This window comes from Gordonia aichiensis (assembly GCF_039946255.1).
GTDB lineage: Bacteria > Actinomycetota > Actinomycetes > Mycobacteriales > Mycobacteriaceae > Gordonia > Gordonia aichiensis_A.
Window position 1 is genome coordinate 266,440 of the sequence record NZ_JBCDWL010000001.1, and the last position, 23,792, is coordinate 290,231.

Here is a 23,792-nt window from a genome sequence, read left to right on the forward strand (position 1 = left end):
AAGGGCCGGCGGCCGAATGTGGACGAGGAGAGTGTTCATCCACAATCTCGCCTGGCCCGACGTCTCGGGTCAGGAGCCCGCCGGGAAGGCGCTCGCGCGCGCCGCGTCGAACAGGCCGCGGGTCGCCGTCATCTCCTCGGCGCCGAGCGCACCGTCGCCGGCGCGCCGGTTCTGGACGTAGACGCGCAGATTTCCGCGCTGGGCGACGAACTCGGTCACCGACGTCCGTGGCGGCGGGGTGCCGCCGGTCGCCGGCGGCGGACCCATCGTGATCCGGCGCTCGATCTCCACCGTCCCCGCGGCCGCGTCGGCGGCGGCGACCTCGGTGGTCACCGTCGTCCCGACGGTTCCGCCGAGAGTGAACGTCGGGCAGCGGCGAAGCCGGCCGAGGAAGTCGTCGAAGGGTTCGGCGGTACGGACCACGACCGCGGTGAGGGTGCCCTGCGCCGTACCGCCGGGCCCCACCCGCACCTGGGCGGTGTCGGTGTCGACCGGGGCCGGCGTGCAGTCGGCCGGATCGTTCTCGCCCCGCAGGGGCCGGAAGGTGAGATCGGCGAGAAGGCCCGCGACCTGGGCCGATCCGATGGCCTGGCCGGGTCCGTACGGGAAGGCCGCCGCGGGTGCGGCCTTCGCCGACAGGTCGACCGGTCGGACCGCCTCCCCCGGTACCGAACACGCGGCCGCAGCGACCACGACCGCCACTGCCGCCACGACCTTCACTCCGGTGACTACTCGCACCCTGTCCACTGTGCCATCCGCGAGTCGGCGGCGCGGGAATGACCCGCCGGGTGCCCCTGTTGAACCAGGAGAGTTCCGTACGGGACAATGAAGAGTCACATCGAAGGGAGAGACCATGGACGAGCGGTCACCGGACTCGCGCCACCTCTACGATCTCGAGTTCCCGTCACCCGCCGTGGCCGGCGCCGACGGCGACGGACCGGTGTTGATCCATGCCCTCGAGGGCTACGCCGATGCCGGCCATGCGGTCGCCCTCGCGGCGACCCACCTGCGCGAGGCGCTCGACTCCGAGTTGGTCGCCACCTTCGACGCCGACGAGCTGATCGACTACCGGTCCCGTCGCCCGACGATCTCGTTCAGCGGCGAGGAGTTCGACGGCATCGACATGCACAAGCTGACCGTGCATGCGGTCCGCGACAACGCGGGGGTGCCCTTCCTGCTGCTCGACGGCCCCGAGCCCGATCTGCGCTGGGAGCAGTTCACCGCCGCCATCATCCGACTGGCCGAGCGGTTCGACGTCTCGCAGGTCGTCGGCCTCAATTCGATCCCGATGGCGGTGCCGCACACGCGGCCGGCGTCGATCACCGCGCACGGCAACGACGCGGCGGCGCTCGGCGACCTCAATCGCTGGGGCAACCCGATGAAGCTGCCGGCGAGCGTGTCGATGCTGCTCGAACTGCGTCTGGGCGAGGCGGGTTACCACACGGCCGGGCTGTCGGCGCACGTGCCGCACTATCTCGCCCAGGCCAACTATCCGAGCGCCTCGGCGGCCCTGTTGCATGCGATCTCCCAGGTCACCGGCCTGGATCTGCCGGTCGCCGCGTTGGAGAACGCCGCCGAGCAGATGCGCGAGCAGATCGACGGCGAGGTCGCGTCGAACACCGAGGTGGCCTCGGTCGTCGCTTCGCTGGAGAACCAGTACGACGCCTACATGCGAGCCAAGGACGAACAGGTCTCGCTGCTCGCGGCCGACCAGGAGGTCCCGTCCGGTGAGGAACTGGGTGCCGAGTTCGAGAAGTTCCTGGCCGAGCACGCCGCGCAGGCCGACCGGCCCGACCAGTCCGACGACGATCACCACGGGGAGTGAACCGACCTGACCGCTCCGGAGGAGAGACCTGGCGAACTGTCGCCGCTGACGCCCACCACTGACGAGGACCTCGCATTCGAGACGTTCACGACGTGGTGGGCGTCCCGCGGGATCGACCTGTATCCGCATCAGGAGGAGGCGCTCCTGGAGCTGGTGTCCGGCAGCAACGTCATCCTCGCCACACCCACCGGATCGGGGAAGTCGCTGGTGGCCTCCGGTGCCATCTACTTCGCGCTGGGCCGCGGCAAGCGCGCCTACTACACCGCGCCGATCAAGGCGCTGGTCAGCGAGAAGTTCTTCGACCTGTGCGAGCAGTTCGGCGCGGCCAACGTGGGGCTGCTGACCGGAGACGCCTCGGTGAACGCGGACGCGCCGATCGTCTGCGCGACCGCCGAGATCGTCGCGAACATCGCCCTGCGGGACGGATCGGACTCCGACGTCGGGGTGCTCGTCGCCGACGAGTTCCACTACTACGGCGAGTCCGATCGCGGTTGGGCCTGGCAGGTGCCGCTGATCGAACTGCCGAACTCCGCCCCCGATGCGCCGATCGACTCGCAACCCCAGTTCCTGCTGATGTCGGCGACCCTCGGCAGCATGGACTTCTTCGTCGACGACCTGACCCGGCGCACCGGCCGCACCACGGTGCCGGTGACCGGCGCGCAACGACCGGTCCCGCTGGAGCACCGCTACGCGATGACGCCCATCCACGAGACGATCGCCGAGCTGATCGAGGTCGGGCAGGCGCCGGTGTACGTGGTGCACTTCACCCAGCAGCAGGCCGTCGAGCGCGCGCAGGCGCTGATGTCGGTGAAGATCTGCACCAAGGAGGAGAAGGCGGCGATCGCCGAGGCGATCGGCGACTTCACCTTCCGCACCGGTTTCGGCGCGACCCTGTCGAAGCTGTTGCGCTCGGGCATCGGCGTGCACCACGCAGGCATGCTCCCCCGCTACCGCCGACTCGTCGAACGCCTGGCCCAGGCGGGCCTGCTGAAGGTGGTCGCGGGCACCGACACCCTCGGCGTCGGCATCAACGTGCCCATCCGCACCGTGCTGTTCGCGGGCCTGACCAAGTACGACGGCCACCGGGTCCGCCGGCTCCGGGCCCGCGAGTTCCACCAGATCGCCGGCCGCGCCGGACGCGCGGGCTACGACACCGTCGGCTACGTCGTCGCCCAGGCTCCCGAGCACGACGTGGAGAACGCCCGCGCCCTGTCGAAGGCCGGCGACGACCCGAAGAAGCTCCGAAAGATTGTGCGGCGCAAGGCTCCCGAAGGATTCGTCAGCTGGGGTGAGCAGACCTTCACCACGCTGATCGACGCGCCCGACGAGGAGCTGAAGTCGCACTTCCGGATCACCACCTCGATGCTCATGGAGGTCCTCGAGCGCCCCGGCGACTGCTTCGCCGCCCTGCGGCACCTGCTCGAGTCCAATCATGAGCCGCGCGCGCGGCAGCTGCGGCACATCAAGCACACCATCGCCCTGTACCGCGACCTGTGCGAGACCGGGATCGTTACCAAGCTCGACCGGCCGGCGCCCGACGGCAAGCACGTCGAGTTGTCGATCGACCTGCCGGAGAACTTCGCGCTCACCAATCCGCTGTCGGCGTTCGCCGTCGCCGCCTTCGAACTGCTCGACCGCGACTCCGACACGTACGCGCTCGATGTGATCTCGATCCTCGAATGCACCCTCGACGACCCCCGACAGGTCCTCATGGCGCAGCGCAAGCAGGCGCGCGACGCCGCGATCGCCGAGATGAAGGCCGACGGCATCGAGTACGAGGAGCGGATGGAGCGGCTCGAGGAGATCACCTGGCCGCAGCCTTTGGCCGAGGAGATCGGGTTCGCCTACGAGACCTACCGCCGCGGGCATCCGTGGTTGGCGAACACCCCGCCCTCACCCAAGTCGGTGCTGCGGTACATGCGTGAGCGGTCGATGACCTTCGCCGAGTTCGTCTCCGACCTCGGCCTGGCCCGCAGCGAGGGCGTCGTGCTCCGCTACCTGACCGACTGCTACCGCGCGCTGAACAGCGGGCTGCCGATGTCCGCGGTCACCGACGAGATCGAGGACATCACCGATGAGCTCGGCGACCTCATCCGCGGCGTCGACTCCAGTCTGATCGACGAATGGGAAGCGCTCACGGCGCAGGCGTAGCGTCGCCGGGCCCCTCTCGCTCGACCGCCCCGCTCGCCGCGACCAGCTCGGCGATGTCGGCGGCCAGCATCCGGTAGGCCTCACCGCGCCCGGACGACTCGCGGTACACCAGGCCGATGCGACGCCCCGGGCTCGGCTTGGCGAACTCGGCGGTGGTCAGCGACCCGGCTGCAGTCTCCACCGCCACCGAGGTCCGCGGGATGAGCGTCACGCCGAGCCCGCCCTCCACGCACTGCACCGCCGTGGTGAGCGACGCCGCACGCGTCTGACGCACGTCGGGTGAGACGCCCGCGAGCTGGCACACCTCCAGCGCCTGATCGCGCAGGCAGTGGCCTTCGTCGAGCAGCAGCAGCGGCAGGTCTTCGAGCGTCTTCGGCGCCAGGCTCTTGCGGCCGGCGAGCGGATGTCCTTGCGGCAGTGCGAGAACGAAGTCCTCCCGGTACATGGGGATCTCCCCGATCCCGGGCGCTCCCGCGGGCAGGGCCAGCACCGCGGCGTCGAGCGCGCCGTCGCGCAGCTGCCCCAGGAGGCGGTCGGTCTGGTCTTCGACGACCAGCAGATCGAGCATCGGTCGGCGCTCGGCCAGGCCGTGCAGGAGGCGCGGCAGGATGTATGGCGCGATGGTCGGGATCAAGCCGAGCCGCAGCGTCCCCGACAGCGGGTCGAGGTCGCCCGCGGCGTCGAGCAGGAAGTCGTCGACGGTGTCGCACACCGCGATCGCCGAACCGAGCAGTCGGCGCCCCTCGGCGGTGAGCATCACCCGGCGGGTGGTGCGCTCGACGAGCTTGAGGCCCAGCCCCGCCTCCAAGCCGGCGAGCGACTGCGACAGCGAGGGCTGGCTGACCCCGAGCTCGGCCGCGGCCGAGCCGAAGTGCAGGTGCTTGGCCACGGCGACGAAGGCGCGCAGCGCGGTGATGGGCGGCTGATAACTTTGATCGGTCATGCCTATCAATATAGTGCCTACCATCACCTTTACTTTTCATTGGGGATGGGGCACCATAGATGTTGCAGGCGGGGAACCGATCGTCCCCCAGCCCGAATTCTTTTCTCTCGCAACATGACCCCGAATTGAAGGAGTACATCTCATGGCTCTGCTGACCATCGGCGACCAGTTCCCGGCATACAACCTCACCGCTGTCATCGGCGGCGACCTGTCGAAGGTCGACGCCCAGCAGCCCGACGACTACTTCACCACCGTCACCAGCGACGACTACGCGGGCAAGTGGCGCGTCGTCTTCTTCTGGCCGAAGGACTTCACCTTCGTGTGCCCCACCGAGATCGCCGCCTTCGGCAAGCTGAACGACGAGTTCGCCGATCGTGACGCCCAGGTGCTCGGCGCCTCGGTCGACAACGAGTTCGTCCACTTCCAGTGGCGTGCCCAGCACGAGGACCTCAAGACCCTCCCCTTCCCGATGCTCTCGGACCTCAAGCGTGAGCTCGCCGAGGCAGCCGGCGTCCTGAACGCCGACGGTGTCGCCGATCGCGCCACCTTCATCATCGACCCGAACAACGAGATCCAGTTCGTCTCGGTGACCGCCGGTTCGGTCGGCCGCAACGTCGACGAGGTCCTGCGCGTCCTCGACGCTCTCCAGTCGGACGAGCTGTGCGCCTGCAACTGGAAGAAGGGCGACCCGACCATCAACGCCGGCGAGCTGATGACCGCGGGCGTCTGACCCGGAGCCCCGCTCCGCCAGTCGCCACCTCAACTCGAAGGGATTCGCTCACATGAGCATCGACAACCTGAAGAACGCACTCCCCGAGTACGCCAAGGACCTGAAGCTGAACCTGTCCTCGATCAGCCGCACCACCGTGCTGAACGAGGAGCAGCTGTGGGGCAGCCTGCTGGCCACCGCCGCAGCCACCCGCAACGCCACGGTCCTGCGTGAGATCGCCGACGAGGCCGCCGACAACCTGTCGGCGGAGGCGTACAACGCCGCTCTCGGCGCCGCCTCCATCATGGGCATGAACAACGTGTTCTACCGTGGACGCGGCTTCCTGGACGGCAAGTACGACGACCTGCGCCCCGGCCTGCGGATGAACATCATCGGCAACCCCGGCGTGGACAAGGTGAACTTCGAGCTGTGGTCGCTGGCGGTATCGGCGATGAACGGCTGCGAGCACTGCGTCGGCGCGCACGAGAACGTCGTCCGCGAGGGCGGCCAGGACCGCGACGTCGTGTTCGAGGCCCTCAAGGTCGCCTCGATCGTCGCGGGCGTCGGCCAGGCCATCGCGGCCGCCGAGGCCCTGGCCGGCGCGAGCGTCTAGCGACCCACGCCGGCTTTGCAGGGCCTGTCCCTGCAGCGTGATCTCTGCAGCCCAGAACTGAAGTGCCCCCACCGGTTTCCGGTGGGGGCACTTCGGCGTCCGGCACCCGTGCGGACACCAAGGGCGGGCACGAGCCGAACACGGACAGGCCCCGAGCGCGTGGACTTCACGCCGGCTCGGGGCCTGCCGTCACTTCAGGTGGGCGACCATCGCCTGACAGAATCTGCCAGTCAGACGGCGGCCACCTCCTCAGTCCTGAAATTCACCATTTCTCGGACCACCTCCTTTCCCTTGACGCCTCGAACGCTACGCCGGGCGGTCGGCGGGTCGCAACGGAATTTCAGCGCTTGCCGTACAGGGCGGCGAGCTGCTGACTCGTCGCCCACTTCGAATAGGTCGGGAACTGCGGCCATCCGTCCGGACCGTCCTGCCACACCTCCTGCCTGCCGTACGGCAGAGTGTCGAGCAGTCCGAAGAGCGGACTCACCTGTTCGATCCCCCGGCTGAACGTCTGCCAGCAGTGGTAGACGTCCTCGCCGTCGCGCAGGAAGGTGTTCAGCGCGAATCCACCGCCGGGCGGCGATCCCACGTCCGCCCCGAACGACGATCCCGCGCACGAGTACCACGTCATCTGATTGCCGAGTCGGTGCTTGTAGGCGACCAGTTCGTCGATCGGCCCGTTGCTCACGATCACGAAGCGCGCGTCCCACGCATCGAGCGCGTCGAGCCTGGTGAACTGTGACGTGAACCCGGTGCACCCCAGGCACTGCCAGTCGTTTCCGTCGGTCCACATGTGGTTGTAGACGATCAGCTGGGACCGACCGTCGAAGACGTCGGCCAACGACAGCTCGGTGCCGCCCTCGGCGGTCAGACGGTACTCCGGCAACTTGACCGCGGGCATTCGTCTTCGTTGCGCGGCGATCGCATCGAGTTCGCGGGTCGCCGCCTTCTCCCGGATACGCAGCTCGTCCAGATCGTGCTGCCAGGTGGTCCGGTCTACGACCGGAGGCAGTGCAGTCATGTCAACCTCCATGTTCACATCGTCCGCATCTGCTATGTTCACAGCGTATACATAATCGGACCCCGAGGCAATGAGCAGTGGCATACCACCATGGCGATCTGGCGCGCGCCCTCGTCGAAGCCGGACTGGAAGCGACCCGAACCGGCGGTCCCGACGCACTCACCATCCGGTCGGCGACTCGAGCGGTCGGAGTGTCACCGAATGCGGCCTACCGCCACTTCCCCGACCGGCTCGCACTCCTCGAAGCGGTGTCGGGGGCGATCCAGCAGCGGATGGCGGACGCGATGGCCATGACCGATCGCGGACTCGGCCCTCACGAGCGACTCCGCGCCGTCGGACTCGGTTACATCGCCTTCGCGCTGACCGAGCCCGGATGGTTCTCGGTGTCGTTCTTCGGAACCGGAGCGCCCAGTGGCGAGACGCTGGCCGCCACGCCTCCCTTCCGCGCCCTGACGACGAGCCTGGATCTGCTGGTTCACAGCGGCGCGCTCCCCGCCGACCGTCGCGGCTCGGCGCAGTGGGCGTGCTGGTCGGCGGTCCACGGCTTCGCCGAACTCGCTCTGCGGGGCCCGCTTCAGGCGATCGACCGCGGCGAGCTGTGGTCGCACGCCGAAGCCACCGTCGACGCGATCATCCGCGGCATCTGCGCCGAGTAGTCGGCGGCCTCGCCGGTCACTGCTGCATTCTCGTCCACCGTAGACTCGGAGTCATCATGTCTTCCCCGCTCTCGTCACCGGCCGCCCCCTCGTCACCGGCCGCCCCGTCGACCCCGACCCCGTCCCTGTCGCTGACCATCACGTATCCGCCGGAGCTTCCGGTCAGCGCATGCCGCGACGAGATCGCCGCCGCGATCAGCGCACACCAGGTCGTGGTGATCGCGGGCGAGACCGGTTCGGGCAAGACCACCCAGCTGCCGAAGATCTGCCTGGAGCTGGGGCGCACCTCGATCGGCCACACCCAGCCGCGCCGGATCGCGGCCACCTCGGTCGCCAAGCGGATCGCCGACGAACTGGGCACCGACGTCGGCGGGGCCGTCGGCCACCAGGTCCGCTTCTCCGACAAGGTCGGCAAGAACACGCTGGTCAAGGTGATGACCGACGGCATCCTGCTGCGGGAGATCGGCCGCGACCCGATGCTGCGCGGGTACGACACGATCATCATCGACGAGGCGCACGAACGCAGCCTCAACATCGACTTCCTGCTCGGCTATCTCAAGCAGTTGCTGCCGCGTCGGCCGGATCTGAAGATCATCATCACCTCGGCGACGATCGAACCCGACCGGTTCGCCCGGCACTTCGCCGGACCGGATGACGAGGTGCCCATCCTGGAGGTCTCCGGGCGCACCTACCCGGTCGAGATCCGCTACCGGCCGAGGGAGGACGCCGACTCCGACCACGACGACCTCGACCAGATCGCCGCCATCGACGCCGCGGTCGGCGAACTGTGGTCGCACGCCCGCGGCGACATCCTCGTCTTCCTGCCCACCGAACGCGACATCCGCGACACCGCCGACGCGCTGCGTCGGCGCAGCGACGCCGACATCGTCCCGCTGTTCGCGCGCCTCTCGGTCGCCGAGCAGCAGCGGGTCTTCGCGCCGTCGAACGGTCGGCGGATCGTGCTGGCGACCAACGTCGCCGAGACCTCGCTGACCGTGCCGGGCATCCGCTACGTGATCGACGCGGGGACCGCGCGCATCTCGCGCTACTCGACCCGCACCAAGGTCACCCGCCTGCCCGTCGAGCGCGTCTCGCAGGCCAGCGCCCGGCAGCGTGCGGGTCGATGCGGTCGCGTCGCTCCCGGCATCTGCATCCGGCTGTACTCCGAGGACGACTTCGACGCCCGGCCCGAGTACACCGACCCGGAGATCCTGCGCAGCAACCTGGCGGCGGTCATCCTGTCGATGCTCTCGCTGCGCCTCGGCGACATCGCCGAGTTCCCGTTCGTGCAGGCGCCGGATCCGCGTGCGATCCGCGACGGCATGTCGCTGCTGTCGGAGCTGGGCGCGGTCACCGACACCGATTCGGCCACCGCCCGACTGACGAAGATCGGCAAGGAGCTGGCGCGCCTGCCCGTCGACCCGCGGCTGGGTCGGATCCTCATCGCCGGGCACGACAACGGCTGTCTCGATCACACGCTGGTGATCGCCGCCGCCCTCGCCCTGCCCGACGTCCGCGAGTTCCCGACCGACAAGAGGGACGCCGCCACCACCGCACACCGCAGGCATGCGGTGCCCGGCTCGGAGTTCCTCGGGCAGATCAAGCTGTGGCAGTACCTCGCCGAGAAGCGCGACGAGCTGTCGGGCAACCAGTTCCGCAAGATGTGCGAACGCGAGTTCCTGCACTATCTGCGCATCCGCGAATGGCTCGACCTGCACCGCCAACTGACTCGAACCGTCCGCGATCTCAAATGGCAGACCCCCGAGACGAGCGTCGACGCGGCCGCCGTCCACCGCAGCGTCCTGACCGGTCTGCTCACCAATGTCGGTGCTCGCCAAGGAGATACCCGCGACTACCTGGGTACGCGCGGCACCCGGTTCGCGATCTTCCCCGGCTCCTTCCTCTCGGGGAAGCCGCCCGCGTTCGTGGTCGCCGCCGAGTTGGTGGAGACCTCTCGCCTGTTCGCGCACACCGTCGCCTCCGTCGATCCGGCCACCGTCGAACAGGTCGCCGGAGAGCTGGTGACCCGGACGTACTCCGAGCCGCACTGGTCCACCCGCCGCGGCGCGGTGATGGCGTATGAGAAGGTCAGCCTCTACGGTGTCCCGCTGGTCGAGCAGCGGCGCGTCAACTACGGACCGATCGACCCGAAGACCTCCCGCGAGATCTTCATCCAGGAGGCCCTGGTCGCCGCCCGCTGGCGCAATCGGCACGCCTTCGCCGCCCACAACGCCGAGCTGCTCCGCGATGCCGAAGAGACCGAGCACCGCGCCCGCCGCCGCGATCTGCGCCTGTCCGATGAGGACCTGTTCGAGTTCTACGCCGAGCGGATCCCGGCGAACGTGGTCTCGACCAGGCACTTCGATTCCTGGTGGAAGAAGGCCGGCCGCACCGACCCGACACTACTGAACCTGCGACCCGAAGACCTCCGGGCCGACGACGCGCCGACGGCGGCCGACTTCCCGACCGCGTGGCAGCAGGGCGAGACACGGCTGGAGCTGCGCTACAACTTCTCGCCCGGCGCCCCCGACGACGGCGTCACCGTCGTCATTCCGCAACCGCTGCTGCCTCACGTGCGCGATGCCGGCTTCGATTGGCTGGTGCCGGGCATGCGCGCCGAACTGGCCACCGCGCTGATCAAGTCGCTGCCCAAGGGCCTGCGCAAGTCGATGTCGCCCGCCTCGCGCTACGCGGCGCTGGCGCTGAGCCGACTGACCGCCCGCAGCGAACCGCTGCTGACCGGCCTGGCCCGCGAACTGTCGCAGATCTCCGGAATCACGTTGACGCCGCGCGATTTCCGATCGTCGGCGCTGCCCGATCACCTGCGCATGCATTTCGCCGTCACCGACGCCAAGGGCGCGGTGATCGCCCGCGGCGATCGACTGGCCCATCTGCGCGACCAGCTCGGCGGCGCCGGACCCCGAACGCAGGCGCCGGTTCACGATCGCTGGACCGCGGACGGCCTCGGCACCCTCCCCGACTCCGAGACCGCGACGGTCGCCGGACAGCAGATCACTCGCTACCCGACCCTCGCGGTCGTGCCGGGCCGCGGAGTGCGGGTCGCGGTCGCCGCCACGGTCGCCGAACGCGACGCCGGCATCTGCGCCGGCGCCGCCGAACTGCTTCGCAGGCACATCGCTCCGGCGAGCCGCAAGCTCGCCTCCGCTCTGCCGCCCGCGAACAGGCTCGCCCTCAGCCAGAGCCCTTACCCCGACCTCGACGCGCTCCTCGCCGACTGCACGGCCCGAGCCATCACCGATGCGCTCGCCCGCGAAACGGGTCTCGCCGAGCTGCGCAGCCCGGCCGACTTCGAAGCACTGTCGGCTCGGTTGTCTCCGATCGTCCGGTCGCGGGCACCGGAGTACTTCACCGCGGCGGTCGCCGCACTCGCCGAGTACTCGCCGGTCCGCCGGGCGATCGAGCTGCGGACCGGAACCCTCGCGGCCGACGACGTCGCCGATCAGCTCGCGAACTTGATCTTCGACGGCTTCGTCGGCCTGACCGCCCTGGAGCACCTGCGATCGCTGCCCCGCTATCTCACCGCCGCCCGGCTCCGGTTGGAGAACCTGCCGCAGAGCGGTCGGCGCGACAACGACGCCATGGCCGCCGTCGACCGTGTCATCGCGGCGTGGAACAGGCGCATCGCCCAGCTCCCCGAATCACGCCACGACGACCTCGCCGAGATGGTTCAGTGGCAGCTCGAAGAACTGCGGGTCAGCCTGTTCGCACAGCAGTTGGGCACCAGCCGCTCGGTCTCCGAGCAGCGCATCGTGAAGGCGATCGACAAGTTCTGAGCCGGCGGGCTCCCGATCGCGTCAGCGGCGGTCGCGGCGCAGTTCGTCGATCTCTCGCTGGAAGTCGTCGGCGCACTCGAACGAGCGGTAGACGGAGGCGAAGCGGAGGTAGCCGACCTCGTCCAGCTCGCGAAGCGGTCCCAGGATCGCCAGCCCGACCTCGTTGCTCGGGATCTCCGCCGAGCCGGACGAACGCACGGTGTTCTCCACCTGGACCGCCAGCTTGGCGAGGGCGTCCTCGTCGATGTGCCTGCCCTGGCACGCGCGGCGCACGCCCTTCATCACCTTCTCCCGGCTGAACGGTTCGGAGATGCCGTTTCGCTTGAGCACCGACAGCACCGCCGACTCGACCGTGGTGAAGCGGCGGCCGCACTCACTGCACGACCGGCGACGACGAATCGCCTGGCCGTCATCGGCGACTCGGGAATCGACCACACGGGTGTCGTCGTTCTTGCAGAACGGGCAGCGCATGGCATCAGAATACCTGGCGGCCGGCCACTCCCCGGCGGGCAGCACCCGGGCAGATCGGCCGACGTTCATCGGTATCGCGGTGCGATGAGCGCCTGTCCGACAGTCAATCCCGAGGTCTGCAGTCCGTTGATCTCCCGCAGTTGGCTGATGACCCCGGCGGGCGGCAGATCGGGAGCGAGCCGCTGCGCCAGACTCGACAGCGATTCGCCGGCGCGCACGTACACCACTTGCGTCGACGACGGTGTCGCCGGCGTCATCGCATCCTCGTAGCCTGCGCCCACCAGGGCCAGCACCCAGACCACCGCGGCGAGGGTCCCACCGACCGCGAAGGCTCCCCAGCGTCGGCGGCGACGGACCGCGGCCGCATGGCGTGCCTGTTCGAGGAGGCGGTACTCCTCGAAGTCTGGATGTTCCCCGAAGACTGGATGTTCCTCGAACGCCGACACGGCCTCCGAGCACAGTCGGCTGCGCTCGGCCGCCGGCAGCGCCGCCCGACCTCGCCGCTCCGGTCTGCCGCTCGGAAAACAGACCGGAAGATCGCGGGTCAGGTAGACCCGCGACTGCGGTTGACGATGGGACGGAAGGCGCTCGGCCGGGGCGGTCGCTGTCTTGGTACCCATCACTCGACTCCAATCGATCGGATGTTCGAAGAACTGATGTTCGACAGTAAACACCACCCCTCCGACAACCGCCGACACCCGTCGAACAATTGTTTGAGTTTTGTGACCTACTCAACTACCGTTGGATTCATCGTTCGAACACCGCCGACAAAGGGGCCCGACCGTGACCGACACGCCAGATCCGATGCTCTCGACCGCGACGCTCGAGGCCTCCCTCACCCAGCGTCAGCGGGACGTCCTCGACGTGATCCGCACCTCGGTCCGCGAGCGCGGCTACCCGCCGAGCATCCGTGAGATCGGCGAGGCGGTCGGCCTCACGTCCACGTCGTCGGTGGCCCATCAGCTGCGCACGCTGGAGCGCCGCGGCCTGCTCAAGCGCGACCCGCACCGCCCGCGTGCGGTCAACGTCCGCGACGCCCACCGCACGCCCCCGGCCGACAATGCCGAGTCCGCGGCCGACGGTCTGCCGACCCCGACCTTCGTTCCCGTTCTCGGCCGGATCGCCGCGGGCGGCCCCATCCTGGCCGAGCAGGCCGTGGAAGAGGTCTTCCCCCTGCCGCGGGAGCTGGTCGGCGACGGTTCCCTGTTCATGCTGCGCGTGGTCGGCGAGTCGATGATCGACGCCGCCATCTGCGACGGCGACTGGGTGGTCGTGCGGCAGCAGAGCGTCGCCGAGAACGGCGACATCGTGGCGGCGATGATCGACGGCGAGGCCACCGTCAAGACCTTCAAGCGGGCCGACGGTCACGTGTGGCTGATGCCGCACAACGAGCATTTCGAGCCGATCCCCGGCGACGACGCCTCCATCCTGGGCAAGGTCGTCACCGTCATGCGGCGAATCTGAGTCGAGCCCGGGGGCGCTGCCCCCGGGGCCGACTCACCCGCCGATCGCGCTGCGTGCCGCGGCGCGGGCCTGCGCGGGTCCCGCGGCGCCGACCGCCGCCGCGGCTGCGGCCCGGCACGCTTCGATGCCGACGCCGGCCAGCCGCAGACCGACCGCAGGTGCGGCGGCCGGGGCCGACGACAACGACGTGACACCCAGTCCCACCAGCACGCAGGCCAGCAGCGGATCGGCCGCGGCTTCACCGCAGACCCCCACCGGCTTGCCCGCTGCGGCGCCCGCGGCACCGACTCGCTCGATGAGCGCCAGCACCGCCGGCTGCCACGGATCGGTCAGCGTCGCCAACTCGGGCGACATCCGATCGGCCGCCATCGTGTACTGGGTCAGGTCGTTGGTGCCGATCGAGACGAAGTCCACCTCGGCCAGGATCGACTCGGCCAGGATCGCTGCCGACGGCACCTCGACCATCACTCCCGGAATCAGGCCGCGTTCGCGCACCTGCGCGGCGAATTCTCGCGCCTCGGCGACCGTGGCGATCATCGGCGCCATCACCCATGGAACGGCCCGGCCGTCGCCGCGGGCCGCTTCGGCGATCGCATCGAGCTGGCGGTCGCGGATCTCCGGGTGGGTCTGCACGATGCGATTGCCGCGCACCCCCATCGCCGGATTCGCCTCATCGGGGTGGGTGATGAACTTCAGCGGCTTGTCCGATCCCGCATCGAGAGTGCGGATGACCACCTTCTGCCCGGGAAACGCGTCGATGACCTCCCGATAGAGGGACACCTGTTCCTCGACCGACGGTTCGGCGGACCGGTCCAGGAAGGCGAGCTCGGTCCGAAACAGTCCGACGCCGACGACCGGCGCCTGCGACCCCTCCCGCGCCGACGCCCCGTCCGCGACGTTGGCGAGAATGTCGACCGGATGCCCGTCCGCGGTGCGGCCCGGCCCCCGCCAGGCCGCGACGCGCGCGGCCTCGTCACGCGCCTGCGCCACCGCCGCCTCGATCAGGTCGGCGTCCGGGGCCACCCCGACCGTGCCTGCGTCGCCGTCGACGTAGCCGACCGCGTCGGTCGGCACGCGGTCGAGGTCCGCGACCGCGACCACACACGGGATCGCCAACTGCCTGGCGATGATCGCGGTGTGACTGCTGGGTCCGCCGAGTCGCATCGCCAGGCCGATGACCCGCTCGGGATCGAGCCCGGCCGTGTCGGCCGGCGCCAGATCGTCGGCCAGCAGGATCGACGGGGTCTGCGGAGTCGGGATCCCGGGCTCGGGCAGACCGAGGAGTTCGGCGACCACCCGGTCGCAGACGTCCTTCAGGTCGGTCACCCGTTCGGCCATCAGGCCACCGAGCTTGGTGAACATCTCGACGAACTGGTCGGTGGCCGCGATCGCCGCGCGCGGCGCACTGATCCCCTCCTTGATCGACTTCCCGGCGGCGGCGGCCCATCCGCGGTCCTTCGCCAGTCCCGCGGTCGCGGTGAGGACCTCGGCGGCCACCCCGGTGCTGCGGGACGCACGGGCCGCGAGTCGGTCGGCGACCGCGGCCGCAGCCGCGTTGAAGCGGTCCATCTCCGCATCGCGCTGCGACTCCTCGACGACGGAGACATCCTCGATGCCGTCGAAACTCGGACGATCGCCGGGCCGGATGATCGGGCCGTATGCCAGTCCCCCGACCACGGGGGTGCCGGAGACCACGGTTTCGGCCGCGAAAGGGTTGTCGGGCTGCGAGGCTGGAGTCGAGTCGGTCATGTGAGTCAGATTACAAGAACCACTTGACGTGTCAACATAGACGCATGTAAAAACAGAATGAGATTCACACGAATCAACATATTTCCACATCAGCGGAGGTTGCCCCGGTGTACGCAGAGGAGAGACAGTCCTCGATCGCCAGCGAGGTCCGCTCGCGGGGCCGGGTGTCCGTCGCCGACCTGGCGGCGCGGTTCTCGGTGACCGGGGAGACCGTCCGGCGCGATCTGGCGATCCTCCAGCGCAGCGGCCAGCTGGTGCGAGTGCACGGCGGCGCGGTCCGACCGGACGTCGCGGCGGTCGTCGAGGAGCCCGACCTGTCGATCCGGGAACAGAGTCGGCGGATCGAGAAGACGGCCATCGGCCTCGCGGCCCTGGCCCTGCTTCCCACTGCCGGCGGCTCGGTGCTCATCGACGCGGGAACCACCACCCTGCAGCTGGCCTCGGCGATCCACCCCGACACCCGCCTGACGTTTATCACCAACAGCATCCAGGTCGGCGGAGTGCTGGCGGCACTTCCCGGGTCGGCGGTGATGCTCACCGGCGGCCGGCTTCGCCCCACCACCGGCGCGACGGTCGGCGCCGACGCGGTCGCCATGCTGTCGACCGTCCGCGCCTCGGTCGGCTTCCTGGGCACCAACGCCCTGTCGGTCGGTCACGGGCTGTCGACGCCCGACGCCGACGAGGCCGCGGTCAAGCGCGCCATGATCGCCGCCTGCGGCACCACCGTGGTGCTCGCCGACTCGTCCAAGATCAATCGGGAGGAACTCGTGCGCTTCGGCACCCTGGACGACATCGACGTCGTCATCACCGACACCGGCATCGATCCCGGCTTCGTGTCGGAACTGCGCGCCCACGACATCGAGGTGGTGGTCGCATGATCGTCACCGTGACCGCCAACCCCAGCACCGACCGCACCGTCGAACTGCCCGGGCCGCTCGAACGCGGCGGCGTCAACCGCGCCGTCCGAGTCACCGACCAGCCAGGCGGCAAGGGCGTCAACGTGGCGCGAGTGGTCCGCGCCGCGGGCCTGCAGACCCTGGCGATCCTCCCCGCGCGGGCCGACGACCCGTTCATCGAAAGCCTCCGGGAGGTGGCCCTGCCGCACCGAGCCGTCGCCGCCACCGCGCCGGTGCGCACCAACATCACCGTCGCCGAGCCCGACGGCACCACCACGAAGATCAACGACGGCGGGACACAACTGACCGCATCGACGGCGGCCGCCCTGCACGCTGCGATCCTGGCCGCGGCGGACTCGGCGCAGTGGCTGGCGCTGTGCGGCTCACTGCCGCCCGGCCTGCCCGACGACTGGTACGCCGGTCTGGTCGAGGCCGCCTCGACGCGGGGGGCGCGCGTGGCCGTGGACACCTCCGGCGCACCGCTCGCCGCCGTCGCCGGCGCCCGCCCCGACCTCCTCAAACCCAACGCCGACGAGCTCGCCGAACTCACCGGCGCCGACGGTGGCGCGATGGAACGGGCCGCCGCCCACGGGGATCCGAGCGCGGCCGCGCAGGCCTCGCGCGCCCTGGCCGACCGGACCGGCGGTTCGGTGCTGACCACGCTCGGCGGCGCGGGCGCGCTGCTGACCACCCCGGCCGGAATCTGGTTCGCCGAGGCCGTTCCGATCGCGGTCCGCAGCACCGTCGGCGCCGGCGACGCCTCGCTGGCCGGCTACCTCCTGGCCCATGTGCGCGGCGGCGACGAGGAGGACCTGCTGCGCAGCGCCGTCGCCCATGGTTCGGCGGCCGCCTCGCTTCCCGGAACCACCCCGCCGACCCCCGACCTGCTCGACGAGTCCGCCATCGCCGTCACCCGGCTGTCCTGACCGCCGTTCTCTCCCCTCCGGCAGAAAGTCACCACCATGTCCCAACCGATCATCACCCCCGAGCTGGTCCTGCTCGACGCCGACGCGGGCGCCGACTCCGCCGCGGTCGTCACCGCCCTGGCCGACTTGGTGGGCGCCGCCGGTCGCAGCTCGGATCCGGCCGTGCTCGTCGCGGCCGCCATGGAACGCGAACAGAAGTCGGCCACGGGTCTGCCCGGCCGGATCGCGATCCCGCACGCCCGTGCCGAATCCGTCACGGCGGCCACGCTGGCGATGGCTCGGCTCTCGCGGCCCGTCGATTTCGGCGGCCCCGACGGTGACGCCGACATCGTCTTCCTGATCGCCGCGCCCGCCGGAGCGGCCGCCGCGCACATGAAGGTGCTCAGCTCCCTGGCGCGGGCGCTGGTCCGACCCGACTTCGTCCAGGCCCTGCGCGACGCACCCGACGCGGACGCCGTCGTCGCGCTGGTCGCCGACGCGGTCGGTGAGGCGCCCGCGGCACCCGCCGCCGCGGCTGCCTCGCCCGCCGCGCCCCCGGCTGCGGCGCCCCCGGCCGCCGAGCGGCCGCGGATCATCGCGATCACCGCGTGCCCCACCGGAATCGCGCACACCTACATGGCCGCCGATGCGCTCAAGCTCGCCGCCGAGCGAGCCGACGTCGACTTCCAGGTGGAGACCCAGGGATCGACCGGGTCGACGCCCTTCCCCGCCTCGGCGATCGCCGACGCCGATGCGGTCATCTTCGCCACCGACGTCGGGGTCAAGGGCCGCGACCGGTTCGTCGGCAAGCCGGTCGTCGCCTCGGGTGTCAAGCGGGCGATCAACGAACCGGACAAGATGATCGCCGAAGCCCTCACGGCGGCACGTGATCCGCACGCCGCGAAGGTCGCAGGCGAACCGGGCACCGCGGCCGAGGCGGCACCGGCCGGCGTCGGGATCGGCGGCCGCCTCAAGCAGTCTCTGCTGACCGGCGTCAGCTACATGATTCCGTTCGTCGCCGCCGGCGGCCTGCTCATGGCGCTCGGCTTCCTGCTCGGCGGGTACCAGATCGCGAACTCCACCGTGGAGAAGGGCACCTCGGATGCGATGTTCTACTCGCTGCACAACAGTCTGTGGGACCTTCCGCCCGGCGGGCTGATGCAGTACCTCGGCGCCGTGAGCTTCGCGATCGGCAACCTCGCGATCGGCCTGATGGTCGCGGTGCTCGCCGGCTACATCGCCTACGCGATCGCCGACCGACCCGGCCTGGCTCCCGGATTCACCGCGGGCCTGATCGCCGTCGCCGTCAACGCGGGCTTCATCGGCGGCCTCGTCGGCGGCCTGCTCGCGGGTGTCGTCGCGCTCTGGCTGTCGCGGATCCCGTTGCCGCAGTGGGCCCGCGGCCTGCAACCGGTCGTCATCATCCCGCTGGTGGGAACCCTGATCACCGGCTTCGTCATGTTCGCGCTCCTCGCCCGGCCGCTGACCTGGATCAACACCTCGCTGGAAGACCAGCTGAACTCGATGTCGGGCAGCTCCAAGGTGATCCTCGGCATCGTCATCGGCCTGATGATGTGCTTCGACCTGGGCGGCCCGGTCAACAAGGCCGCCTACGCCTTCGGCGTGGCAGGCCTCGGACTCGCCGACGCCGGGACCGCGCAGTGGGAGATCATGGCCGCCGTGATGGCCGCGGGAATGGTGCCGCCGCTGGCGCTGGCGCTGGCCACCACGCTGCGGCCGTCGGCGTTCACCGAGCCCGAGCGGGAGAACGGCAAGGCCGCCTGGCTGCTGGGCGCCTCGTTCATCTCCGAGGGCGCGATTCCGTTCGCCGCGGCCGACCCGCTGCGGGTGATTCCGTCGATGATGCTCGGCGGCGCCGTCACCGGTGCGGTCTCGATGGCGCTCGGCGTCCAGCTCCGCGCCCCGCACGGCGGCGTCTTCGTCCTGTTCGCGATGAACGGGACGTGGTGGAAGTTCTTGATCGCTATCGTGGCGGGTGTGATCGTCTCCGCAGTCACCGTCCTGGCCGCCAAGCACATCCGCCCGCAGTCTGCGGCCGACGCCGACCTGGTCGCCGTCCCGGCCTGACCCCTTCCCCCTCTAGAGAAAGGCGCATCATGCCAAGCACCACCGTCTCCGTCGGTTCCGCCGTGGGACTGCACGCCCGCCCCGCCACCGTCATCGCCGACGCCGCCACCGCGCTCGGCGTCCCGGTCACCCTCGCCGTCGACGGCGGCGATCCGGTCGACGCGGGCAGCGCCCTGATGATCATGACGCTCGGCGCCGAGAAGGGCGCCTCGGTGACCGTCGCGGGCGACGATCAGGCCGCCGTCGACCAGATCGCCGCGCTCGTCGCCCAGGATCTCGACGCCGAGTAGCCGGCTCCTCCCAGGTCAGTCGACGTCGCCGGTCAGTCGAGGTCCCGGGTCAGTCGACCCGCAGGTCCGCGAACTCCGCGGCCAACGCCGAAGGCATCCGCACACGCAGGCGGGTGCCTTCGGCGTTGTGCTCGGTGCTGACGATGTGTGCGTGCTGGTGCAGCCGGGCGATCACCTCTCCGCGGTCGAAGGGCACCTGCAGGGTGGCGTCGACGTCGTCGCGTTGCAGGAAGGCCGTGATCGCCGCGAACAACTCGTCCAGTCCCTCGCCGGTGCGCGCCGAGACGAACTGCGCATCGGGGTACTCCCCGCGCAGCGCCGTCATCGTCACCCCGTCGACGGCATCGATCTTGTTGATCACCAACATCTCCGGCGGCGCGGGCCGATCCTCTTCGGCGAGCACCTCGCTGAGCACCTGGCGCACGGCGGAGATCTGGTTGCCGGGGAAGGCGTCCGAGCCGTCGACGACGTGGATCAGCAGGTCGGCGTCGACCGCCTCCTCCAGCGTCGAACGGAACGCCTCCACCAACTGGGTGGGCAGGTGCCGCACGAAGCCGACGGTGTCGGTGAAGACCACTTCGTGACCGTCGGCCAGTTCCGCGCGGCGGGTCGTCGGATCGAGCGTCGCGAACAGGGCGTCCTGCACCAGGACCCCCGACCCGGTCATCGCGTTGACCAGGCTCGACTTGCCCGCGTTCGTGTAACCGACGACGGTCAGCGCCGGAACGCCGCCGCGTCGGCGAGCCGCCCGCTTCACCGTCCGTGCCGTCTTCATCCCGCGGATCTCCTTGCGGAGCTTGGCCATCCGCTCGCGGATCCGGCGACGGTCGGTCTCGATTTTCGTCTCACCCGGCCCACGCAGGCCGACGCCGCCGTTGCTGCCCGCACGACCACCGGCCTGCCGGGACATCGACTCGCCCCAGCCGCGCAGTCGCGGCAGCATGTACTCCATCTGCGCGAGCGAGACCTGCGCCTTGCCCTCGCGGGAGGTGGCGTGCTGCGCGAAGATGTCGAGGATGAGGGCGGTCCGGTCGATCACCTTCACCTTGACGACCTTCTCCAGCGCGGTCAGCTGCGCCGGGGTCAGTTCGCCGTCGCAGATCACGGTGTCCGCGCCGCTCGCGACGACCGCCTCGCGCAGCTCGGCGGCCTTGCCCGAACCCAGATAGGTGGCCGGGTCGGGCTTGCTGCGTCGTTGGATGAGCACGTCGAGGACCTGCGATCCGGCGGTCTCGGCGAGGGCGGCCAACTCGGCCATGCTCGCGCGGGCGGCCGCGGCGCTTCCGCTGGTCCAGACACCGACGAGGACCACCTGTTCGAGCCGCAGTCGGCGGTACTCGACCTCGGTGACGTCTTCGAGTTCGGTCGACAGACCCACGACGCGCTGCAGAGACGCGCGGTCGTCGAGCTGAAGTTCGCCGACGGTCGGCGTCGCCCCGAAGGCGGGGATTCGGGCTTCCTTGTCCAGTTCAGTCATCTTGTCCAGTTCAGTCATATGCACCCCATTGTGCCCTCATCGGCACCGGCACCGCATCTGCATTACGCCGAGGTCAGTCGGCCCAGCCCGCGAGCAGCTCGCCCCGCGCCACCAGGCGCGACGGGCCCCGCAGGATCGCCGTGCCGCGCGCCACGCTCACCAGGACCTGCCCGCCGGGCACGGTGATCGCGACCGATCCGCCGTCCCGGTCGGCACCCGCCAGTGCGGCGGCGGCCGCGGCGACCAGCCCCGTTCCGCACGAACGAGTCTCGCCGACACCGCGCTCGACGACCCGCATGTGTGCGTGGAAGTCGGCACCGGCCGACGCCGCCTCGCGGTCGGCCGCGACCAGCGGCGTCAGCAGTTCCACGTTGGCCCCGCGCGGGAACAGCGCGGGATCGACGGCCGCACCCGCGGTCAGGTCGAGCGCCGCGAGGTCGGCGGGCGTCAGCTCCGGCACCACGCAGGCCAGGTGCGGGTTGCCGACGTCGACCGCGGCGCCGGTCAGGTGTCGACCGCCGACCTCGACCTCGCTGCGCTCACCGATCCGCACCGGGCCCATCGACACGCTCACCTCGGCGTCGGTCTCGTCGGCGGCGTGGACGATCACCGGGCGCGCCCCGGCGCGCGAGCCGACGGTGAACTCGTCGGTGTCGACCAGCCCGGCGATCCGACAGTAGTGGGCGAAGACCCGGACACCGTTGCCGCACATCTCGGCGATCGATCCGTCGGCGTTCCGGTAGTCCATGAACCAGTCGACCGAGGAGACGCCGTCAGGCAGACGGTCCAGGACGCCCTCGGCGACGAGCACCCCGGCCGTCGCCACCCGCAGGACCCCGTCGGCGCCGAGACCGCGCCGGCGGTCGCACAGCGCCGCGGTGAGCTCCTCGGTCAGCTCGATCTGCGCGAGCGGATCGGGCAGGATCACGAAATCGTTCTGCGTGCCGTGGCCTTTGACGAAGGTCATCGCCGGTGCGTTCCTCACCTCGTTCAGGCTACGCGGCCGCGCTCAGGCGTCGGTCAACGCCTTCAGCGCGTTGTCGCGCAGGCCGGGATCGGCGGCGTCCAACCAGACGGCGCGACGATCGCGGCGGAACCAGGACCGCTGTCTGCGGACATAGCGCCTGGTACCGAAGAAGGTGCGTTCGCGCGCCTCGTCGATCCCGTACTCACCGTCGAGGAAGGCCAGGACCTGGGCGTATCCGATGGCCCGCGAGGCGGTCCGCCCCTCGCGCAGGCCCCTCCCGCACAGGTGCTCCACCTCGTCGACGAGCCCGTCGGCGAACATCTTCGCGGTCCGCAGGCGGATCCGCTCGTCGAGCAGGTCCTTGTCACGGTCGAGAGTGAGGATCCGCGTCCCCCAGCGGGGTTCGCCGATGGTCGGCGCCGATGCCGCGAACGGACGTCCGGTGATCTCGACGACCTCCAGCGCGCGCACGATGCGACGACCGTCCGAGTCGAGAATGGTGGCCGCGGCGGCCGGGTCGACGTCGGCGAGGCGGCGGTGCAGCGCCGTTGGGCCGAGCTGTTCGAGCATCGTCTCGTATCGGGCGCGGACCTGTGGGTCGGTGGTCGGGAACTGCCAGTCGTCGAGCAGCCCCTGGATGTACATCATGGAGCCGCCGACGATAATCGGGGTGCGGCCGGCCGCCAGGAGCGCCTCGACGTCGGCGGCGGCGGCGCTCTGGTAGCGGGCGACGGTCGCGGTCTCGGTGACCTCGAGGACATCGAGCTGGCGGTGGACGATGCCGCGCCGCTGCCCGACCGGCAGCTTCGCGGTCCCGATGTCCATGCCGCGATACAGCTGCATGGCGTCGATGTTGACGACCTCGCCCCCGAAGTGTTCGGCCAGGTCGAGTGCGAGGTCGGACTTCCCGGTGGCGGTGGGCCCGATGACCGCGATCGGCGCGATCATCGCCGCGTCCCCGGCGTCCACGTCGCGACGGTGTATCCGACGCCGAAGGGCGCTGCCCGGTACACCACGTCGGCGGCCATGCCGCGGTCCGCGCACGCCGCCGCCATGACCTGCCAGGCGGCGCGGCCGGCCACGCCTTGCGCGAGGCAGTCGGCCTCGTCCAGGTCGCCGAGCGCGGCGGTGTCCGCCGACGCCAGCGCCTCGTCGATCCGCTCCTGCAGGGCGACGGCGGCCTCGCGCTGCCCGCCGCCGGGCGCCTTCGGGGTCAGCGCGGTCGCGCCGTCGGCGACCACGAGCAGTCCGACCGGTTCGGGGAGGGAGTCGGCGAACGCCGCGAGCCGACGCCCGCTGTCGGCGCAGGCCGCCGCATCCGCCGCCGGGTCCACCGTCCACGGGATCGTCGCCGGCGCGGCGGCGGCGATCGGAGCCGACCGGCCGGCGAGCCAGCCCGCCAACAGCATCGACAAGGGCAGTGCGGCGCCCGCGTCGTCCGACACGGCCCCCGTGCCCGACGGAACCCGGCCCAACGTGACCGGGACCGCCACCCCGTAGGCGCCGAAATCGCCGCGACGGGCGTAACCGGACGACTCGATCGGCGGTCCCGGCCGATCGGCGGCGCCGACCGCCAACCAGATCCGCGCCGACGCCGCCAGCCGTCGGCCGACCAGCAGCGCGGCGTCGCGGACCGCGGCGGTGTCGGTCGCGGCCGGGCCCGCGAGTTCGGGGACGAGCAGCGGGGCACTCGGAATCATCGCAACCTGGGCTAACACGGCATCGACGCTACCGGTGCGCCGCCGCAGACGCAGAATGCGGGGTGAATGTTGC

At 70.4% G+C, this 23,792-nt stretch carries 21 protein-coding genes; 11 read left to right on the forward strand and 10 right to left on the reverse strand.

What is annotated here, in order from left to right; genetic code table 11:
* Positions 1 to 69 precede the first annotated feature (69 nt).
* The gene (locus tag AAFO60_RS01245) at positions 70 to 738 is read right to left on the reverse strand and encodes a hypothetical protein (RefSeq protein WP_347954332.1); all 669 of its coding nucleotides are present in this window, start codon (positions 736 to 738) and stop codon (positions 70 to 72) included.
* A gap of 115 nt (positions 739 to 853) precedes the next feature.
* Between AAFO60_RS01245 and AAFO60_RS01250 the strand changes: the two genes are divergently transcribed.
* Entirely contained in the window at positions 854 to 1,825 is a 972-nt protein-coding gene (locus tag AAFO60_RS01250) for a proteasome assembly chaperone family protein (protein WP_347954333.1), read from the forward strand.
* Between the two features lie 36 nt (positions 1,826 to 1,861).
* Positions 1,862 to 3,976, forward strand: a complete 2,115-nt coding sequence (locus tag AAFO60_RS01255) for a DEAD/DEAH box helicase (protein WP_347954638.1) — start codon at positions 1,862 to 1,864, stop codon at positions 3,974 to 3,976.
* Here AAFO60_RS01255 and AAFO60_RS01260 read toward each other — a convergent pair.
* Positions 3,960 to 4,919: a hydrogen peroxide-inducible genes activator gene (locus AAFO60_RS01260; RefSeq protein ID WP_347954334.1), complete on the reverse strand. Its 960-nt coding sequence runs from the start codon at positions 4,917 to 4,919 to the stop codon at positions 3,960 to 3,962. The genes AAFO60_RS01255 and AAFO60_RS01260 overlap by 17 nt on opposite strands.
* Positions 4,920 to 5,061: 142 nt before the next feature.
* Here AAFO60_RS01260 and AAFO60_RS01265 point away from each other — a divergent pair, with 142 nt between their 5' ends.
* On the forward strand, positions 5,062 to 5,649 hold the full coding sequence (locus tag AAFO60_RS01265; RefSeq protein WP_347954335.1) for a peroxiredoxin: 588 nt from the start codon (positions 5,062 to 5,064) through the stop codon (positions 5,647 to 5,649).
* Positions 5,650 to 5,701: 52 nt separating this feature from the next.
* Positions 5,702 to 6,241: a carboxymuconolactone decarboxylase family protein gene (locus AAFO60_RS01270; protein ID WP_347954336.1), complete on the forward strand. Its 540-nt coding sequence runs from the start codon at positions 5,702 to 5,704 to the stop codon at positions 6,239 to 6,241.
* A gap of 340 nt (positions 6,242 to 6,581) precedes the next feature.
* Here the strand turns inward: AAFO60_RS01270 and AAFO60_RS01275 are convergent, their stop codons facing one another.
* A complete protein-coding gene (locus tag AAFO60_RS01275; RefSeq protein WP_347954337.1) occupies positions 6,582 to 7,262 on the reverse strand; it encodes a DUF899 family protein in 681 nt (226 codons plus the stop codon).
* A 77-nt stretch (positions 7,263 to 7,339) separates the two neighbouring features.
* On the opposite strand from AAFO60_RS01275, the gene AAFO60_RS01280 reads away from it, so the two are divergent.
* Both AAFO60_RS01280 and hrpA read left to right on the forward strand, forming a co-directional pair.
* Positions 7,340 to 7,918: a TetR/AcrR family transcriptional regulator gene (locus tag AAFO60_RS01280; protein ID WP_347954338.1), complete on the forward strand. Its 579-nt coding sequence runs from the start codon at positions 7,340 to 7,342 to the stop codon at positions 7,916 to 7,918.
* Between the two features lie 56 nt (positions 7,919 to 7,974).
* The gene (hrpA, locus tag AAFO60_RS01285) at positions 7,975 to 11,712 is read left to right on the forward strand and encodes an ATP-dependent RNA helicase HrpA (RefSeq protein WP_347954339.1); all 3,738 of its coding nucleotides are present in this window, start codon (positions 7,975 to 7,977) and stop codon (positions 11,710 to 11,712) included.
* A 21-nt stretch (positions 11,713 to 11,733) separates the two neighbouring features.
* On the opposite strand, the gene nrdR is transcribed toward hrpA, so the two are convergent.
* Both nrdR and AAFO60_RS01295 read right to left on the reverse strand, forming a co-directional pair.
* Positions 11,734 to 12,183, reverse strand: coding sequence for a transcriptional regulator NrdR (gene nrdR, locus AAFO60_RS01290; RefSeq protein ID WP_347954340.1), 450 nt, complete (start codon positions 12,181 to 12,183; stop codon positions 11,734 to 11,736).
* Positions 12,184 to 12,248: 65 nt separating this feature from the next.
* Positions 12,249 to 12,803 (reverse strand): LysM peptidoglycan-binding domain-containing protein, encoded by a 555-nt coding sequence (locus AAFO60_RS01295; protein WP_347954341.1) that lies wholly within the window; start codon positions 12,801 to 12,803, stop codon positions 12,249 to 12,251.
* Between the two features lie 184 nt (positions 12,804 to 12,987).
* Between AAFO60_RS01295 and lexA the strand changes: the two genes are divergently transcribed.
* Positions 12,988 to 13,647 (forward strand): transcriptional repressor LexA, encoded by a 660-nt coding sequence (gene lexA, locus AAFO60_RS01300; RefSeq protein WP_347954639.1) that lies wholly within the window; start codon positions 12,988 to 12,990, stop codon positions 13,645 to 13,647.
* Between the two features lie 33 nt (positions 13,648 to 13,680).
* Here the strand turns inward: lexA and AAFO60_RS01305 are convergent, their stop codons facing one another.
* Entirely contained in the window at positions 13,681 to 15,396 is a 1,716-nt protein-coding gene (locus AAFO60_RS01305) for a phosphoenolpyruvate--protein phosphotransferase (RefSeq protein ID WP_347954342.1), read from the reverse strand.
* Between the two features lie 107 nt (positions 15,397 to 15,503).
* Here AAFO60_RS01305 and AAFO60_RS01310 point away from each other — a divergent pair, with 107 nt between their 5' ends.
* From AAFO60_RS01310 to AAFO60_RS01325, 4 genes are read left to right on the forward strand one after another with little or no spacing between them, the layout of a single operon-like run.
* Positions 15,504 to 16,274 carry a DeoR/GlpR family DNA-binding transcription regulator gene (locus tag AAFO60_RS01310; RefSeq protein ID WP_347954343.1) on the forward strand — a complete coding sequence of 257 codons (771 nt, stop codon included), beginning with the start codon at positions 15,504 to 15,506 and terminating at the stop codon, positions 16,272 to 16,274.
* A complete protein-coding gene (locus AAFO60_RS01315; protein ID WP_347954344.1) occupies positions 16,271 to 17,218 on the forward strand; it encodes a 1-phosphofructokinase family hexose kinase in 948 nt (315 codons plus the stop codon). Before AAFO60_RS01310 ends, AAFO60_RS01315 begins: the two co-directional genes overlap by 4 nt.
* Positions 17,219 to 17,254: 36 nt before the next feature.
* The gene (locus AAFO60_RS01320) at positions 17,255 to 19,285 is read left to right on the forward strand and encodes a PTS fructose transporter subunit IIABC (protein ID WP_347954345.1); all 2,031 of its coding nucleotides are present in this window, start codon (positions 17,255 to 17,257) and stop codon (positions 19,283 to 19,285) included.
* A gap of 29 nt (positions 19,286 to 19,314) precedes the next feature.
* Positions 19,315 to 19,575, forward strand: coding sequence for an HPr family phosphocarrier protein (locus AAFO60_RS01325; protein WP_347954346.1), 261 nt, complete (start codon positions 19,315 to 19,317; stop codon positions 19,573 to 19,575).
* Positions 19,576 to 19,624: 49 nt separating this feature from the next.
* On the opposite strand, the gene hflX is transcribed toward AAFO60_RS01325, so the two are convergent.
* The 4 genes from hflX to AAFO60_RS01345 all read right to left on the reverse strand — a co-directional run bounded on the left by hflX (position 19,625) and on the right by AAFO60_RS01345 (position 23,737).
* The gene (hflX, locus tag AAFO60_RS01330; RefSeq protein ID WP_347954347.1) at positions 19,625 to 21,052 is read right to left on the reverse strand and encodes a GTPase HflX; all 1,428 of its coding nucleotides are present in this window, start codon (positions 21,050 to 21,052) and stop codon (positions 19,625 to 19,627) included.
* 73 nt (positions 21,053 to 21,125) lie between these two features.
* Positions 21,126 to 22,019, reverse strand: a complete 894-nt coding sequence (gene dapF / locus AAFO60_RS01335) for a diaminopimelate epimerase (RefSeq protein ID WP_347954640.1) — start codon at positions 22,017 to 22,019, stop codon at positions 21,126 to 21,128.
* Between the two features lie 42 nt (positions 22,020 to 22,061).
* Positions 22,062 to 22,967 (reverse strand): tRNA (adenosine(37)-N6)-dimethylallyltransferase MiaA, encoded by a 906-nt coding sequence (gene miaA / locus AAFO60_RS01340; RefSeq protein ID WP_347954641.1) that lies wholly within the window; start codon positions 22,965 to 22,967, stop codon positions 22,062 to 22,064.
* Entirely contained in the window at positions 22,964 to 23,737 is a 774-nt protein-coding gene (locus AAFO60_RS01345) for a hypothetical protein (protein ID WP_347954348.1), read from the reverse strand. Before AAFO60_RS01345 ends, miaA begins: the two co-directional genes overlap by 4 nt.
* Positions 23,738 to 23,792: the final 55 nt, after the last annotated feature.

Excerpts from the sequence above, each read along its gene's own strand:
- AAFO60_RS01275 (WP_347954337.1), bottom strand. The coding sequence starts at position 7,262 with ATGACTGCACTGCCTCCGGTCGTAGACCGGACCACCTGGCAGCACGAT.
- AAFO60_RS01260 (WP_347954334.1), bottom strand. The coding sequence starts at position 4,919 with ATGACCGATCAAAGTTATCAGCCGCCCATCACCGCGCTGCGCGCCTTC.
- dapF (WP_347954640.1), bottom strand. The coding sequence starts at position 22,019 with ATGACCTTCGTCAAAGGCCACGGCACGCAGAACGATTTCGTGATCCTG.
- miaA (WP_347954641.1), bottom strand. The coding sequence starts at position 22,967 with ATGATCGCGCCGATCGCGGTCATCGGGCCCACCGCCACCGGGAAGTCC.
- AAFO60_RS01295 (WP_347954341.1), bottom strand. The coding sequence starts at position 12,803 with ATGGGTACCAAGACAGCGACCGCCCCGGCCGAGCGCCTTCCGTCCCAT.
- hflX (WP_347954347.1), bottom strand. The coding sequence starts at position 21,052 with ATGACTGAACTGGACAAGGAAGCCCGAATCCCCGCCTTCGGGGCGACG.
- AAFO60_RS01315 (WP_347954344.1), top strand. The coding sequence starts at position 16,271 with ATGATCGTCACCGTGACCGCCAACCCCAGCACCGACCGCACCGTCGAA.
- lexA (WP_347954639.1), top strand. The coding sequence starts at position 12,988 with ATGCTCTCGACCGCGACGCTCGAGGCCTCCCTCACCCAGCGTCAGCGG.
- nrdR (WP_347954340.1), bottom strand. The coding sequence starts at position 12,183 with ATGCGCTGCCCGTTCTGCAAGAACGACGACACCCGTGTGGTCGATTCC.
- AAFO60_RS01265 (WP_347954335.1), top strand. The coding sequence starts at position 5,062 with ATGGCTCTGCTGACCATCGGCGACCAGTTCCCGGCATACAACCTCACC.
- AAFO60_RS01325 (WP_347954346.1), top strand. The coding sequence starts at position 19,315 with ATGCCAAGCACCACCGTCTCCGTCGGTTCCGCCGTGGGACTGCACGCC.
- AAFO60_RS01305 (WP_347954342.1), bottom strand. The coding sequence starts at position 15,396 with ATGACCGACTCGACTCCAGCCTCGCAGCCCGACAACCCTTTCGCGGCC.
- AAFO60_RS01270 (WP_347954336.1), top strand. The coding sequence starts at position 5,702 with ATGAGCATCGACAACCTGAAGAACGCACTCCCCGAGTACGCCAAGGAC.
- hrpA (WP_347954339.1), top strand. The coding sequence starts at position 7,975 with ATGTCTTCCCCGCTCTCGTCACCGGCCGCCCCCTCGTCACCGGCCGCC.
- AAFO60_RS01250 (WP_347954333.1), top strand. The coding sequence starts at position 854 with ATGGACGAGCGGTCACCGGACTCGCGCCACCTCTACGATCTCGAGTTC.
- AAFO60_RS01320 (WP_347954345.1), top strand. The coding sequence starts at position 17,255 with ATGTCCCAACCGATCATCACCCCCGAGCTGGTCCTGCTCGACGCCGAC.